The organism is Microbacterium testaceum (assembly GCF_020781835.1).
Classification (GTDB): Bacteria; Actinomycetota; Actinomycetes; order Actinomycetales; family Microbacteriaceae; genus Microbacterium; species Microbacterium testaceum_H.
Map to the genome: position 1 here is coordinate 57,176 of NZ_JAJGNJ010000009.1, position 15,197 is coordinate 72,372.

Here is a 15,197-nt window from a genome sequence, read left to right on the forward strand (position 1 = left end):
GCCGCAGGACCACCGAAACGGCGAACGCCCCGCCGGACGGAGCCGGGCGGGGCGTTCGCGAGGACGCGACGTGCGTCAGATCATCTTGGTGACCTGGTCGAACGACAGCTCGACCGGAGTCTCGCGCTCGAAGAGCGACACCAGCACCGTGAGCTTGCCGCTCTCGGGCTTGATCTCGCTGATCGTGCCGGGGAGGCCCGCGAACGAGCCTTCCTTGATCGTGATGGTCTCGCCGGCCTCGAAGTCGACCTCGGCCGGGATGACGCGCTGGGCGACGGGAGCACCCTTGGCTGCACCGCCCTTGGCGGGTGCGGACTCCTTGACCTCGACGAGACTCTTGAGCATGTTGAACGCCTCGTCGAAGCGCAGCGGCGTGGGGTTGTGGGCGTTGCCCACGAAGCCGGTCACACCCGGAGTGTGACGCACGACCGACCAGGTGTCTTCGTTGAGGTCCATGCGCACGAGGACGTAGCCCGGGATGCGCACGCGGGTGACCATCTTGCGCTGGCCGTTCTTGATCTCGACGACGTCCTCCATCGGGACCTCGACCTGGTAGATGTCGTCCTCGACCTCGAGCGTGGACTTGCGCTGCTCGATGTTCGCCTTCACCTTGCGCTCGAACCCGGCGTAAGAGTGGATGACGTACCACTTGCCCGGCAGGGACCGCAGCTCGGCGCGGAACGCCTCGTAGGGGTCGAGGTCTTCGGCGTCGGCGGAGTCCTCGTCGACCGGGGCCTCGGCGGCATCGGCCGGGGAGACGGATGCCTCGGCCTCGTCGACGACGCCCGCGGCACCGGCGACCTCGTCGACGAAGTCCTCGTCGAGCACGGGCGCGTCCGGCTCGCCGTTGATGTCGGGGCCGTCGTAGGGGGTGACCTCGTCGGCGGCTTCGGCCGCCTCGTCGGCCGCTTCCTCGGCGAGGGAGTCGTTGAGCACCTCGGCGGCGGCCTCAGCCTCGCCGGCCTCGTCGATCTCGAGCGCGTCGTTCACGATGGCGTCCGCCTCCGGGTCGGTGATGTCGATGTCGCCGAGGTCGTCGGCGTCGTCGTCGTTCTCGTCGTCGACGATGTGGATGGCGCTGTGCTCGGCCGCGTCGGAGGCACGCTCCTGCGACGACAGGACGTTGCCCTCCTGCGCCTCGTCGTCCTCGCTGGACTGCTCGGCCGTGGGCGCCCAATCGGCGTCGTCGACATATCTTTCAGACACTGGTGATCTCTTCCGTTCTGGGGCGGCCACTCGTGGGGCCGCGCGTCCGCCGAAGCGCCGGTCAGGCGCCGGCGGCGCCCGGGATGCCGAACACGGCGCTGGTCAGCCACACGAACAGCACGTCGAGGCCGTAGACGAGAGCCATCATCACGACGACGAACCCGAGCACCACGGCCGTGAACTTGACCAGTTCCTGCCGCGTGGGCGTGACGACCTTGCGCAGTTCCGCGAAGACCTGACGGATGAAAAGAGCGATCCGCGCGAAGAAGTTGGGCTTCTTCTCGCGGGGCGCGCCGCGATCTGCGACGATCTCGCCCTTCGCCTCGTCCTGCGTCATCGAACCACCTAGGTCGCTTCTCGTTGCCAGCGTGCGCTGTGCGCAGGGCGGACAGGAATCGAACCTGCAACCTGCGGTTTTGGAGACCGCTGCTCTGCCAATTGAGCTACCGCCCTAAGATCCCCGAGGGATCCGGGATGCGAAACCGACACGCCTTCGCCAGGAATCTCTCGGGGAGGGATGCCGCCTGTGCCCGGGGCACGGCGAAAGAATGCAGATTTCGACTGCACGCCCCAGTCTATGCCATGTCCCCCGGCGTGGCGAACCACGCCGGGGGACGGACGTGACTCAGGCCGTGCGGATGAGCTTCTTGTTGACGAACTCGTCGGCCGCGAGAAGCCCCAGCTCGCGCGACGTGCCGCTGCGCTTGACACCGCCGAACGGCAGCTCGGGCGAGTCGGCGAGCACGAGGTTGACGTACACCATGCCGGCCTCGAGCCGCTCCGCGACGCGCTCGGCCTGAGCGGCATCCGTGGTGAACACGTACGACCCGAGACCGAAGCCGGTGTCGTTCGCGATCGCGACCGCCTCGTCCTCGCCGGAGACGCGGTAGACGGCCGCGACCGGGCCGAAGAACTCCTCGCGGTACGCGTCCATGTCGCTCGTGACGCCGGTGAGGACGGTGCCCGGATAGAAGGCGCCGTCGCGTGTGCCGCCGACCTCCAGCACGGCGCCCTGCGCCACGGCGCGCTGCACCTGCTCGTCGAGGCGCTCGGCCGCCGCGAGCGAGGAGAGCGGGCCGAGCACGGTGTCCTCGGCGAACGGATCGCCGACCTTCGCCTCACCGAGCGCCGCGCTGAACTTCGCCAGGAACGCGTCGTACAGGTCGTCGACGACCAGGAAGCGTTTGGCCCCGTTGCAGGACTGTCCGTTGTTGTCCAGTCGCGCGTCCACTGCGGCCTGCACGGCGGCGTCCAGGTCATCGGTGGAGAGCAGGATGAACGGATCGGAGCCGCCGAGCTCGAGCGCGACCTTCTTCAGGTTGCGGCCGGCGATCTCGGCGACGGCGGCGCCGGCACGCTCGGACCCGGTCACCGAGACCCCCTGCACGCGGGGGTCGGCGATGATGGTGGCCGCCTGGTCGTTCGTGACACGGATGTTGACGTAGGCGCCCTCCGGGAGCCCCGCGTCGCGGTAGATCAACTGCAGCGCTTCGGCGGACTCCGGGCACTGCGGGGCGTGCTTGAGCAGGATGCTGTTGCCGACCGCGAGATTCGGGGCGGCGAAGCGGGCGACCTGGTAGTACGGGAAGTTCCAGGGCATGATGCCCAGCAGCGGCCCCAGCGCCGAGCGCCGGACGACCGCGGTCCCCTCCCCGAGGATGTCGATCGGGGTGTCGCCGGTGATCTTGTCGATGTTGTCGGCGTAGTACTCGGTGATGTCCGCGGCGAAGTCGACCTCGCCGAGCGCGGCCTCCAGGGGCTTGCCCATCTCGCGCACGATGATCGCGGCGAGCTCGTCGCGGCGCTCGCGATGCAACTGGGCGACGCGGCGCAGGGCGTCGGCGCGCTGCGCCGGAGCCGTGCGCGACCACACCCGGTACCCGTCGTGCGCGGCGGTCAGCGCTGCCTCCACGCCGGCGTCGGACAGGGTGTCGTATTCGGCGAGGGTCTCCCCCGTGGCGGGGTTGACGACGGCGTAGTCACTCATGTGGGCTCCCGTTCTCATGTCGTGGTCGATGGTCACTGGGCCACGCGGCGCGCGCGGCGGGCACTGGGCGGGGCGTCCGTGGCGAGCGTCTCGCCGCGGAAGAAGGCCGGTCGGCGGAAGTACTGCACCACCATGATGACCGCCCCGAGCACGATGATGGTCACGCCCAGGACGAACACCAGGCCCACGCCGCCGATCTCGGACCCGCTGCCGTATTCGGGGTTCATGCTGTCGATCAGGGTCGTGACGAAGATGACGGCGAGGATGACGCCGCCCACGAGCGGGAAGAGGAACGTGAAGAACACGTTCCGCACCGAGTCGAACCACTGCCTGCGGAAGTACCAGACGCACGCGAACGCGGTGAGGCCGTAATAGAAGCAGATCATGATGCCGAGGGTGAGGATCGTGTCCGACAGCACGTTGACGCTCACGACGCGCATGACGGCGTAGAAGCCCGCGGCCACGACGGCCGAGACGATCGTTGCGAAACCCGGTGTGAAAAAGCGCGGGCTGACGGCGGCGAATCTCGGCGGCAGCGCGCCGTAGTGCCCCATCGCCAGGAGCGTCCGGGCGGGACCGACGAAGGTCGACTGCAGCGAGGATGCCGAACTGGTCAGCACCGCGAGCGAGACGAACGCCGCGAACGGACCGAGGATGGGACCGGCGAGCGCGAAGAACGCGTTGTCCTGGATGTCGGGGTTTCCGAGTCCGAACGGCCCATCCCCGATGCCGGCGAACATGATCAGGGACACCGCCAGCAGCAGGTACAGCGAGACGATCGTGAGAACCGTGATCGTCGCCGCACGGCCGGGCGTGCGCTCGGGGTCCTTGGTCTCCTCGTTCATCGTGAGGGTGACGTCCCATCCCCAGAAGATGAAGATCGACAGCGACACGCCGGCGGCGAAGGCGCTGAAGGAGGACACCGCGAACGGGTTGAACCACGTCCAGTCGAACGCCGTCGGGTCGTAGGCATCCCCCCGCAGGACATGCCCGATCGCGACGACGGCGAAGACGACGAGCACGACGACCTGGAAACCGACCAAAACGTACTGCAGCTTCTGCGTCGTCTGCATGTCGCGGTACGACACCACGGTCGCCCCGAGCACGAACAGCAGGCACACCGCGATGTTGATCGGCAGATTGGATGCCAGGTCGGCGACGCCGGGCTGCCCGGTGAGCTGCGAGATGAGCAGGAACAGGAAATCGACGGCGATGCCGGCGAGGTTCGACAGCACGATGACCGTGGCGGCGATGAGTCCCCAGCCGGCCATCCACCCGATCCACGGCCCGAACGCGCGAGCGGCCCACGTGAACGAGGTACCCGAATCGGGCATGCGGGTGTTCAACTCCCGGTAGCCGAAGGCCACGAGGAGCATCGGGATGAACCCGACGAGGATGATCGCCGGCACCTGCACTCCGACCGCGCCGACGGTCGGTCCGATCGCGGCGGTGAACGTGTACGCCGGGGCGATGCAGGAGATCCCGATGACGACGGCGCCGAGGAGGCCGATCGTGCCGGCGCTCAGCCCCTTCTTCGACAGACCGCCGGCGTCGCTGCCGGTGGCGGGTGCGGGTGCGGTCATGGCCGCGTTCCTTCCGGGGACGAGACGTCGGCACGACTGCGTGGCACGACGACGAGGGGGACGGGCAGTTCGTGCAGCATCTTCGCGGCGGTCGAACCGAGGAACAGGCGGCGCGGCTGCGCGAGTCTGCTGCTGCCGACCATCACGAGCTCGGCGGGATCCCACGACAGGTCGCGCACGGCCTCTTCGATGCTGTCGCCGTCGGCGACGACGACCTCGGCCGCGGCATCGGTGGGCAGGTCGGCACGGGCCTGCGAGAGCACTTCTTCGGCGTGGCGGGCTCCGGCGATGCGGATGGCCCCGGTCTCCAGCCCCGGTGGCAGGTCGACGGTGACCAGGGACAGCAGTCGAAGGGGGACGGATGCCGCAGCCGCCAACGCGACGCTCTCCTCGCGCAGCACGTCGGCGCCGGGACGGCTGCCCACCGCGGCGGTGACGCGGCTGATGCCGACGGTGGGGTCGACGCGCCGCGAGCCTTCGGGAGCGAGGACGACGGGGACGTCGGAGGAGTGCAGCAGCTCGGAGGCGACCGTCCCGAGCCGGTGACGCCCGCGCAGGCCGCCGTTCGCGGCGCCCACGACGATGTACCCGGCATCGACCTCGTCGGCGAAGGCCACGAGGCCCTCGGCGAACGAATCGGCGTGACGCACGTGCTCGCGGTGCGGCACGGCATCCCCGATCGTCTCGGCCGCGTCGCGGAGCCATCGTTCGGCCTGTTCGGCCACGAGCCGGGCATACGCGGCATCCGGTGGCGTGATGACGCTTCGCGCCTCGTCCGGCAGGACGAGAGCCACCTCGAGCGGAGCGCCGATCGCCCGGGCCAGACGGATGCCGAGCGCCAACGCGTCGGCGCCGGTGTCGGTCGCGGTGTACCCCACGACCACCGGGGCGGTCATCCGCGTGCCCGTTCCAGGATCTCGTCGGCGGCCCGGTGGCCCTGACGGATCGCGCCGTCCACGTGCTGGTAACCCGCTCCCGCCATGTCGCTGCACGCGAGGTGGATCGGACCGACGGGCGCGCGCAGGTCGGCGCCGTAGCGCTGCAGTCCGCCCAGGTCGAAGCTGGCGGCGTAGGCGCCGCGGGTCCACTCCTCCGTACCCCAGTCGCTCTCGTAGTAGACGATCGGGTTCTTCGCCTCGGGCCCGTAATAGTGCGAGAGGGATTCGAGGATGCGCTCCTTGCGCTCCTCCGCGGTGAGACGGAAGAGGTCGTCGGCGTTCTGGTCGGAGACGAATCCGACGAGGGTGCCGCGGTCGTCGCCGTGATTGGTGTTGTCGTAGGCCTCGTGCGACAGCTCGTAGGGACTGAACGCCGTGCCCGACAGGCCCTGCTCTCGCCAGAAGGGCCGGTCATAGACCGCGTGCACCTTGATGACGAAGCCCATCGAGATGTGCTGGTGCATCTGGTGCTGCAGACGCGGCAACGGCGGGTCGAAGGAGATGCGCGGGTAGAGCACCGGCGCGAGCGCGAGGATCGCGAACCGGGCGCGGACGGTGACGCCGTCGGCCACCGCGGTGACGCCGTCCTCGCCCCAGCGGAGGGTGCGGACCGGCTGATTCAGCAGGACGTCGTCGCCCAGCCGCTCCGCCAGCAACTCCGGCACCTGCTGGAGGCCGCCGACGACGCGCTTGTCGAGGATGAAGTCCGCATCGACGAGGTGCGAGTACGACCCCGCGGATGCCGCCATGAGCAGCGACTGCAGCAGAGAGAACGTGTGCGTCGGCTTGGTCAGCATCGCGGACCCGGTGGCGAAGGCGAGGTTGCGGACGGCTTCGTCGTCGTCGGTCTGCTGGCGGAGCCACGCGTCCCACGAGACCTTGTCCCACTCGGCGGCGTTCGGGTGCTCCCAGGGCCTGTCCGGGTCGATCTCGGCGACCATGGCATCCAGACGCGCGGTGATCTCGTCGATGACGCGCTCGGTCTCGGGCGCGACCGGGAACATCTCGCCGGTGAAGCGCTGGGCGACACCGTCCGGACCGATGTAGACGCTGTCTCCCTCGCGGTAGCGACTGAAGGTCGACAGGCCGAGGTCGGCCACGGTGTCGATGAGCGCCTCCTGGTCCGGCGAGACCCACTGGCCGCCGATCTCGAGCATCGCGCCGTCGATGACGTCGGTCCACAGGCGCCCGCCGACGCGGTCTCGCGCCTCGAGCACGACGACCGACAGGCCGGCCTTGCGCAGGTCGTTCGCGGCGGTCAGGCCCGCCGCTCCCGCCCCGATGACGACGACGTCCCGCGTGATCTCGTCCATGAAATCTTCTCTCTCTGCGTCGGTGACCCGGTGGAAGGACGAGGGGGCGGCTCCTTCGGGTCGTCCGCCGCCCCCTCGGGTCTGTCGCTCAGTGGCGCGCGAGCGCGGCGGCCACGACGTCCAGGCCCTCGTTCAGGAGGTCGTCGCCGATCGACAGCGGCGGGAGGAACCGGATGACGTTGCCGTAGGTGCCGCAGGTGAGGACGACCACGCCCTCGGAGATGGCCGCCTTGGCCACGGCCGAGGTGAGCGCGGCATCCGGTGCACCGGTGGCGGGGTCGACGAACTCGGCCGCGATCATGGCGCCGTGACCGCGCACGTCACCGACCCGAGGGTCGCTCTGCTGCAACGTCGTGAGGCGGGAAAGGAGGATCTCGCCGATCTCGCGGGCCCGCTCGACGAGACCGTCGTTCTCGAAGGCGTCGATCGCGGCGAGCGCGGCGGCGCATGCGATGGGATTGCCGCCGTACGTACCGCCGAGGCCGCCCGCGTGGGTGGCATCCATCATCTCGGCGCGACCAGTCACGGCCGCCAGTGGGAGGCCACCGGCGATGCCCTTCGCGGTGGTGACGAGGTCGGGGACGATACCGAAGATCTCGGAGGCGAACATCGCGCCGGTGCGGGCGAAGCCGGACTGCACTTCGTCGGCGATGAAGACGACGCCGTGGGCACGGCACCAGTCGACGAGAGCGGGCAGGAAGCCGTCGGCGGGGACGATGAAGCCGCCCTCGCCCTGGATGGGCTCGATGATGACGGCGGCGAGGTTCTCGGCACCGACCTGCTTCTCGATGAGCGTGATCGCCCGGGCTGCGGCCTCCGGGCCGGACAGCCCGTCGCGGAAGGGGTACGACAGCGGGGCGCGGTAGACCTCCGCGGCGAACGGGCCGAAACCGCTCTTGTACGGCATGCTCTTCGCCGTCAGCGCCATCGTGAGATTCGTGCGTCCGTGGTAGGCGTGGTCGAAGGCGACGACGGCTTGGCGGCCGGTGTGCTTGCGGGCGATCTTGATCGCGTTCTCGACCGCCTCGGCACCGGAATTGAACAGTGCGCTCTTCTTCGGGTGGTCGCCGGGGGTGAGGCGGTTGAGGGCCTCGGCCACCGAGACGTACGAGTCGTACGGCGAGACCATGAAGCACGTGTGGGTGAACGCGGCGACCTGCTCCTGGACGGCGGCGACGACGGCCGGGTGGGCGTTGCCGACCGAGGTCACGGCGATACCCGAACCCAGGTCGATGAGCGAGTTGCCATCGGCGTCGACGATGACTCCCCCACCGGCCGCGACGGCGTGGATGGGAGCGGTGTGCCCCACACCGGCGGAGACCGCGGCGGCCTTGCGGTCGAGGAGCTCCTGCGAGCGGGGTCCGGGGATGCTCGTGACCAGGCGGCGCTCCTGCGGGAGCGAGGGGCCGCCGACGGGGGGCGCGGTGACGGTGTGCGGTGCGGTCATGCTCGGGAGCGTAGGGAACGCCGCCCGGGCACGGCACCTTCCGTGCTGTACATTTTGGATACCCGGCTGTACGAAACGTACAGCACCGTTCTCCGGAGGCCGCCATGGATGCCACCGACACCCCCACCCTCGGCGCGCTGTTGCGTCGCCGTGACCTGCACCTGCGCCTCGAGAACGGCGAGTCCGAGGCTTTGGAACGTCAGGTGCGGTGGGTGCACAGCAGCGACCTCGCCGACCCGACGCCCTTCTTGTCGGACGGGCAGGTCCTTCTCACGACGGGGACACAGTTCCAGGGCCCCGGTGCCACGTCGGCCGTCGACTACGTGCAGCGCCTCACGGCCCGGGGCGTCGCGGGACTCGGCTTCGGCACGGAGGTCGTGCGGGACGGCATCCCTGCCGAGCTCGTCGCCGCCTGCCGCGAGGCCCGGCTGCCGCTGTTCGAGGTGCCCTACCGCACGCCGTTCATCGCGGTCGCGCGCGCCAACGCCGAGGCGATCGCCGCCGAGGCCTTCGCACGCCGGACGTGGGCGCTCTCCGCGCAGCGCGCGATCTCGCTGGCGGCGCTGCGCCCCGACGGTCTGGGGGCGACCCTGGCGGAGCTCGCCCGGCAGCTGGGCACGTGGGTGGGACTGTACGACGCGGCCGGAGAACTCACGCGCGAGCACCCGGGCGGAGACCTGGATGCCGGCACCTCGCGCGCCCTGAGCGACGAGGTGGCCGCGGTACTCCGGCGCGGCGCGCGCGCCGCATCGGCGCTGCGTATCGCGGGGCGCCCGTTCACTCTGCAGACCCTGGGACGGGGCGGGCACCTCCGCGGCGTCATCGCGATCGCCGCGGGAGAGCTCGACCAGGAGGGTCGCGGCGTCGTGACGGCGGTGATCGCCATGGCGGGCCTCGCCTTCGAGCAGCACCAGGGACTGAGCCGGGCACGGGGCGCGCTGCGCGCGGGGCTCGTGCAGTCGCTCCTGACGGATGATCCGACCCTGGCGCGCCGTATCGCGCGTGACGCGTGGGGGCCTCTGCCGGGCGCTCCGATCGCCGTCGCCCTCACCGACGCCGTCAGCGCCCGCAGCGACGGACTCGCAGAGTTGCTCGAACTCCGCGCCGAGGAGCGGCGGGGAGCGGTGTTCTTCGGGCGCGGCGACGACGGTGTCGTCATCGTCGTGCCCGCCGGCGAACGTCACGCGATCGACGAGGCGGCCGAGCGATTCGGCGCGCGGATCGGCGTGTCCGAGCCGACCGGCTACGACCGGTTCACCGCCGCCGTCGAGCAGGCCCGCGTCGCACGGGATCGCGGCCGCGAGGCGGTGACCACGTTCGGCGAGGTCGCCGCATCGGGCGTGCTCTCCGCCCTCGGGCCGGATGCACCCACGCTCGCCGCCGCCGAACTGGCGCCTCTCACCGCGCACGACGACGCCGAGGGCTCCCGTCTGGTCGAGACGCTGCGCGCCTGGCTGGACCACGACTGCTCGCACGAAGCGACCGCCCAGGCGCTCGGCGTGCACCGACACACCGTGCGCACGCGCCTGGCCTCTGTTGAGCGCCTCCTCGAACGCGACCTCGGCTCGTTCGCCACCCGCGCCGAGCTGTGGGCGGCGCTCCGGGTCCAGCCCACCTGACGCCGCGGCATCCACCCCCGCCCCTCAGCCCGCGCGCTGCGTGCCGCGAAAGCACACGTTCGGGCCGAGCGCGTACGTTTCGGGCGTCCCGTCCGTGTGCGCTCGACCCGATCGTGTGCGCTCGGCGCCATGACGCCGCGCGCCGGGTCAGCCGCGGCAGCCGCAGCTTCGCCGCACGACCAGCCGCGGCTCGAACACCACGTCGAACGGACGGTCGGCGGGACCCGCGGCTCCGGCGAGGATGCGCGCCGCGGCGCGCCCCATCGCCTCCATCGGCTGACGAACGGTGGTCAGCGACGGGGAGCTCAACCGCGCGGCGAGGGTGCCGTCGAATCCGGTGACCACGACATCATCCGGTGCCCGCAGGCCCTCCGCTGCGAGCGCGTCCAGCACCGCGAACGCGTGCTGATCGGTCGCGCACACCAGGGCCTGCGGCAGGCGCCCGTCGGCGATGAGCCCACGCAGCTGCGGCACGAGATCGTCCTCTCCGCGGACCGTGGCATCCACCACCTCGTCGCGCAGGAAGACACCGAGGTCGGCGAGTCCGGCGGCGAGTCCCGCGTGGCGCTCGACGGTGTCAGAGGCCTCCATCCGCCCGACGAAGGCGACATCGCGGATGCCGTGCGCCCGCACGAGATGGTCGGCGAGAGCGTGCATCCCCCCGACGTTGTCGACGCGGACGCGGTGGTGCCGGTCGTCGGCGGGCGCCGCGCTGAAGAGCACGATCGGGATCGTCGGCGCGTAACGTGCGAGGGCGGGAGCGGTCTGCGGCGACGGGAAGATCGCCAGTCCGTCGACGCGACCGGCGGTGTCGGCCACCGACACGTCGGTGCCGGCGCCGCTGCTGAGCATCACGGGACGCCCCAGCGCCCAGCACTCCAGTTCGAAGCCGCGCTGCACCTCGTCGACGTAGAGCGGGAACGCGCGAGGATCGGACAGCACGTCGTCGTCGGTCTGGTTCCAGGGGATGACGCCGCCGGCGTCCAATCGGGGCCGGGACAGCCCCGTGAGGGGGTTCGCCTCCGCGATCGGGTCGGCGCGCTCGAGAAGCAGGTCGAAGGCGTGCAGGCCGAGGGTCCCGGTGCGCCCGTGGGCGAGTCCCCGCGCCGCGGCACTGGGGGCATACCCCAGGCGCCGCGCGGCCTCGAGGACGCGCTCGCGAGTGGCGTCGCTGAGCTTGTCGGGTCGGCGGAACGCGAACGACACCGAGGCGATCGAGACCTTGGCCTCCTGCGCCACGTCGTAGACGGTCGGTCGTCGCGTCGCGTCCGCTTCGCTCATCGGTGCGCGTACCCCCTCATCGGCTCCGGCGCCTCCTCCACACCCGTCAGGTCCAGTCCGAAGTGCACGGGGAAGACGGGGTCGCCGGTGTCCGACGGTACATCCTCGCGGGAGGCACGGACGGCATCCATGGACCGGGGGATCTCGATCGGCAGGCGCCCGCGCGGGGCCACCCGGCCGGTGAGCGCATCGAGCACGGCGCGGGCCGAGCTGCCGTAGTCGGCGACGATCGCCGCGGCGTGACCGACGAACGGCGTGAGGATCGCGGGTCGGTCGAGGTTGACGACGAGGACGAGCGGGCAGGATGCCGCGATCTGCTGCAGCCGGTACACCAGACCGGGCGCGAACTCGAGCGAGCCCTGGTGGAACCACGCCTCGAGGAAGAGGTCGTCGCGCGGATCGAACGGTGCGCCGATGCGCACGAGGGCGATGGCGGCGTCAGCCGGATCGTCGACGACGGTTCCGAGCTCGGCCACCTCCTCGGAACGCAGCCCCTCGACGTACACGGCGCCCGCCGGGCGCAACGGCAGCACCGGCGCCCCGTCCCGTTCCTCGTTGACCAGCACCGTGAGCGAACGCGCCTGCGCCGCCTCACCGAGCGCGCGGAACTCCGCGTTGCCGACGATGCGCTCGGCCTCCTCCACGTCCACGTACGGATCGTCGAAGAGCCCCAGGGCGAACTTCACCCGCAGCAGGCGGCGCGCCGACGCGTCGATGCGCTGCTCCGGAATGCGACCCGAGCGCACGAGGTCCACGAGCATCTCGACGCACTCCTCGCCGCCGAACTGGTCGGCGCCGGCATCCAGGATCTTCTCCATGCGCTCGACCGCGCTCAGGTGCTCGACGCCCCAGGCGCGGGCGGGGAGCACCTGGTCGCCCACGTGGTTGTCGTTGACGAGCTCCCAGTCGGTGACCACGACGCCGTCGTACCCGAGCGTCTCGCGCAGCAGACCCGTGACGATCTGCCTGTTGTAGCCGAAGCCCACCGGCTCGATCGGCTGTCCGTCGAGCTCGAGGCCGACCGGCATGCCGTAGTACGGCATCATCCCGGCCGTGCCGCAGCGGATCGCCTCCCGGAAAGGTTCCAGGTGATAGTCGAACATGCCGCCGGGGTAGACCTGCTCGCGACCGTAGGGGAAGTGCGCGTCCTCGCCGCCCTGCTGCGGTCCCCCACCGGGGAAGTGCTTCGTCGTGCACGCGACGCTGTCGGGACCGAGCTCCTCGCCCTGGAATCCGCGCAGGTACGCCGCCGTGAACTCCGCGACGCGCGCGGCATCCTGACCGAGCGTCTGCGCCTGCCGACCCCAGCGCGGCTCGGTGGCCAGGTCGATCTGCGGGTGAAGGGCCGCCCGGATGCCGACGGCGCGGTACTCGCGTCGGGCGACCTCGGCGAACGCGCGCACCGTCTCGACATCGTCGAGGGCGGCGAGGCCCAGCCCCTCCGGCCACTGCGAGAACGGTCCCGCCGAGAACGCCACACCCGTGTTCTCCACGAAGGCGTGGCGCGGATCGGTGCTGATGGTCACCGGGATGCCATGGGGCGTCGTCTCGGCCAAGGCCTGCAGACGGTTGTTCCACTCGGCGGCCTGGCGGGCCGTGCGGATCGCGTGCACGTTGAAGTGCGTCATGTTCTTGCCCACGACGACGGTCGTGGTCGGCGACTTCGAGATCCTCCCCGGCGCCTCGAGCAGCTCGCCGTCGTCACCCACCTCGATCACCGTCTGGAACATCAGCCCGCACTTCTCCTCGAGGCTGAGTCGCTCCAGCAGGTCTTCTGTGCGCTCGTCGACGCTGCGGCGGGGGTCCTCGTACGGGTCCATCACACCGTTGCCGTTGAGATCACGGAACCGTGTGCCGTCGGAAGCGGTGCGGAAGCGGGAGGAGGTCATGGCATCCTTTCGGATCGGTCGCGGGTCACTCGACCCCGGGGTCGGCGTCGCGGAGGGTGTCTCGCGGGTCACTTCAGGCCGGTGGAGGCGATCCCCTGGATGAAGTACCGCTGGAGGAAGACGAACAGCAGGATGATCGGCGCGATCACCAGCACCGAGCCCGCCAGCAGCAGGCCGTAGTCGGTGGCGTTCTGCCCGGTCGAATACAGCGACAGCGCGACCGGGAGGGTGTACTTGTCCTGGGTCTGCGCGGCCACGAGCGGCCACAGGAAGTTGTTCCACGACGCCAGGAAGGTGAGGATGCCGAGGGTCGCCAGCGGCGGTCCGCACAGGGGCATGACGATGCGGGCGAAGATGCGCAGCTCCCCCGCGCCGTCGATGCGGGCGGCTTCCAGCAGCGGATCCGGGATGCCGAGCATGAACTGGCGCATCAGGAACACCCCGAGCGGTGTCGTCACGAACGGCAGGATGAGCGCCGCGTACGTGTCGACCAGGCCGAGCGAAGAGACCATGACGAACAGCGGCACGAACGTCACGACACCCGGGACCATGAGCGTGACCATCACGACGACGAACAGGGCCTTCTTCCCGGGGAAGTCCATCTTCGCCAGGGCGTAGCCGACCATCGAGCAGAACACGAGGTTGCCGGCGACGGTGACGGCGGCGACCAGCAGGCTGTTGCCGAAGAACTGCCCGAAGTTCAACTGCCCGAACCAGGCGGCGAAGTTGTCCCACGTGAATTCCTGCGGCCACCAGGTCGGTGGGCGCTGCAGGATCTCGCGCTGCGTCTTCACCGAGCCCAGCAGCATCCAGGCGAACGGCAGCATCCACGCCAGGAGACCGACGACGAGCACGCCGAGGGTGAGGGCGCGGCCCGGGGTGAGACGGTTCTCGGAGCGCCGACGACGGCGCGGCGGTTCCTCGGTCTCGGCGACGACGGCCGGAGCCGCGGGTGACGTGAGTGTCATGGCATCCTCCCTCAATCCTTCGAGCGCAGCAGCCGGAACTGCAGCAGGCTGAGCAGCGCGATGGCCAGGAACAGCAGGTAGCTCGCCGCGGAGGCGGTGCCGTACTGCCCGAAGCCGAACTGCTTGAACGTGTAGAAGGCCACCGAGAGGGTGGAGTTCAGCGGGCCGCCCTGGGTCATCACGAACGCCTCCTCGAAGAACTGGAGGAAGCCGACGGAGATGAGCACCGCTCCTAGCAGCAGCGTCGGTCGCAGCAGCGGCAGGGTGATCGACGTCAACCGCCGCCATGACGAGGCACCGTCCATGAGAGCCGCCTCCTTCACGTCGGTGGGGATGGCCTGCAACCCCGCGAGGAAGATCACCATGAGCGTTCCGACGTTGCGCCAGACCGCCATCGCGATCAGCGACGGGAGGGCGGTCGAGGTGTCGTTGAGCCAGTCGGGGCCCTGGATGCCGATGACCGCGAGCGCCGAGTTCAGCAGGCCCTCGGGCTGCAGGATGTAGCGCCAGACCACCGCGACCGCCACGATGCTCGTGACGACGGGGGCGTAGAACCCGACGCGGAGGATCGACACGATCCGGCCCCGGCTGGCGTTCAGGGCGAGAGCGAGGGCCAGGGCGAGAGCCATCGTCACGGGGATGCCGACGACGACGAACGTCGCGGTCACCCCGAGGGAGGTCAGGAACACGGGGTCGCCCAGCACCGCGGCGTACTGCTCGAGCCCGATGAAGTTCACCGAGAACGGCGACCGGATGTCGGCCGCACGGAAGTCGGTGAACGACATCGCGAAGGATCCCACGATCGGGACCACCATGAACACCGCGAAGACGGCGACGAACGGCAGAGCGAAGCCCCACGCGATCCATCCCTGGCGCCGGCGACGGCTCCCCGCCCCGCCGCCGCCGGTCCGGGTGCGACCGGGGACGGCGCGCGCCCCGGTCGCACCCACGACTGCCTGCGTCATG

At 70.4% G+C, this 15,197-nt stretch carries 11 protein-coding genes, 1 tRNA gene and 1 pseudogene; 1 reads left to right on the forward strand and 12 read right to left on the reverse strand.

The features are described from left to right. Window positions 1-75: 75 nt before the first annotated feature. From nusG to gabT, 8 genes and pseudogenes are all read right to left on the reverse strand, one after another. A complete protein-coding gene (nusG, locus tag LL239_RS13470) occupies window positions 76-1,206 on the reverse strand; it encodes a transcription termination/antitermination protein NusG (RefSeq protein WP_228163956.1) in 1,131 nt (376 codons plus the stop codon). A 61-nt stretch (window positions 1,207-1,267) separates the two neighbouring features. After that, entirely contained in the window at window positions 1,268-1,543 is a 276-nt protein-coding gene (gene secE, locus LL239_RS13475; RefSeq protein ID WP_228163957.1) for a preprotein translocase subunit SecE, read from the reverse strand. 43 nt (window positions 1,544-1,586) lie between these two features. Next, a tRNA-Trp gene (locus LL239_RS13480) sits at window positions 1,587-1,659 on the reverse strand. Window positions 1,660-1,831: 172 nt separating this feature from the next. After that, complete coding sequence (locus LL239_RS13485) at window positions 1,832-3,193, reverse strand: NAD-dependent succinate-semialdehyde dehydrogenase (RefSeq protein WP_228163958.1); 1,362 nt, start codon at window positions 3,191-3,193, stop codon at window positions 1,832-1,834. Window positions 3,194-3,225: 32 nt separating this feature from the next. Next, the gene (locus LL239_RS13490; RefSeq protein WP_228163959.1) at window positions 3,226-4,776 is read right to left on the reverse strand and encodes an APC family permease; all 1,551 of its coding nucleotides are present in this window, start codon (window positions 4,774-4,776) and stop codon (window positions 3,226-3,228) included. After that, on the reverse strand, window positions 4,773-5,672 hold the full coding sequence (locus tag LL239_RS13495) for a universal stress protein (protein ID WP_228163960.1): 900 nt from the start codon (window positions 5,670-5,672) through the stop codon (window positions 4,773-4,775). Before LL239_RS13495 ends, LL239_RS13490 begins: the two co-directional genes overlap by 4 nt. Then, window positions 5,669-7,042 (reverse strand): annotated as a pseudogene (locus tag LL239_RS13500) (flavin monoamine oxidase family protein); the annotation flags it as partial. The pseudogene LL239_RS13500 and the gene LL239_RS13495, both read right to left, overlap by 4 nt. A 73-nt stretch (window positions 7,043-7,115) precedes the next feature. Beyond that, window positions 7,116-8,474 carry a 4-aminobutyrate--2-oxoglutarate transaminase gene (gene gabT, locus LL239_RS13505; protein ID WP_228163962.1) on the reverse strand — a complete coding sequence of 453 codons (1,359 nt, stop codon included), beginning with the start codon at window positions 8,472-8,474 and terminating at the stop codon, window positions 7,116-7,118. 104 nt (window positions 8,475-8,578) lie between these two features. Between gabT and LL239_RS13510 the strand changes: the two genes are divergently transcribed. After that, the gene (locus tag LL239_RS13510) at window positions 8,579-10,093 is read left to right on the forward strand and encodes a PucR family transcriptional regulator (RefSeq protein WP_228163963.1); all 1,515 of its coding nucleotides are present in this window, start codon (window positions 8,579-8,581) and stop codon (window positions 10,091-10,093) included. A 147-nt stretch (window positions 10,094-10,240) separates the two neighbouring features. Here LL239_RS13510 and LL239_RS13515 read toward each other — a convergent pair whose 3' ends face one another. From LL239_RS13515 to LL239_RS13530, 4 genes are all read right to left on the reverse strand, one after another. After that, window positions 10,241-11,374, reverse strand: a complete 1,134-nt coding sequence (locus tag LL239_RS13515; RefSeq protein WP_228163964.1) for a LacI family DNA-binding transcriptional regulator — start codon at window positions 11,372-11,374, stop codon at window positions 10,241-10,243. Then, window positions 11,371-13,263, reverse strand: a complete 1,893-nt coding sequence (locus tag LL239_RS13520; RefSeq protein ID WP_228163965.1) for a glycoside hydrolase family 3 protein — start codon at window positions 13,261-13,263, stop codon at window positions 11,371-11,373. Before LL239_RS13520 ends, LL239_RS13515 begins: the two co-directional genes overlap by 4 nt. 68 nt (window positions 13,264-13,331) lie before the next feature. Further along, window positions 13,332-14,231 carry a carbohydrate ABC transporter permease gene (locus LL239_RS13525; protein WP_228163966.1) on the reverse strand — a complete coding sequence of 300 codons (900 nt, stop codon included), beginning with the start codon at window positions 14,229-14,231 and terminating at the stop codon, window positions 13,332-13,334. Between the two features lie 11 nt (window positions 14,232-14,242). Then, entirely contained in the window at window positions 14,243-15,196 is a 954-nt protein-coding gene (locus LL239_RS13530) for a carbohydrate ABC transporter permease (protein WP_228163967.1), read from the reverse strand. Window position 15,197: the final 1 nt, after the last annotated feature.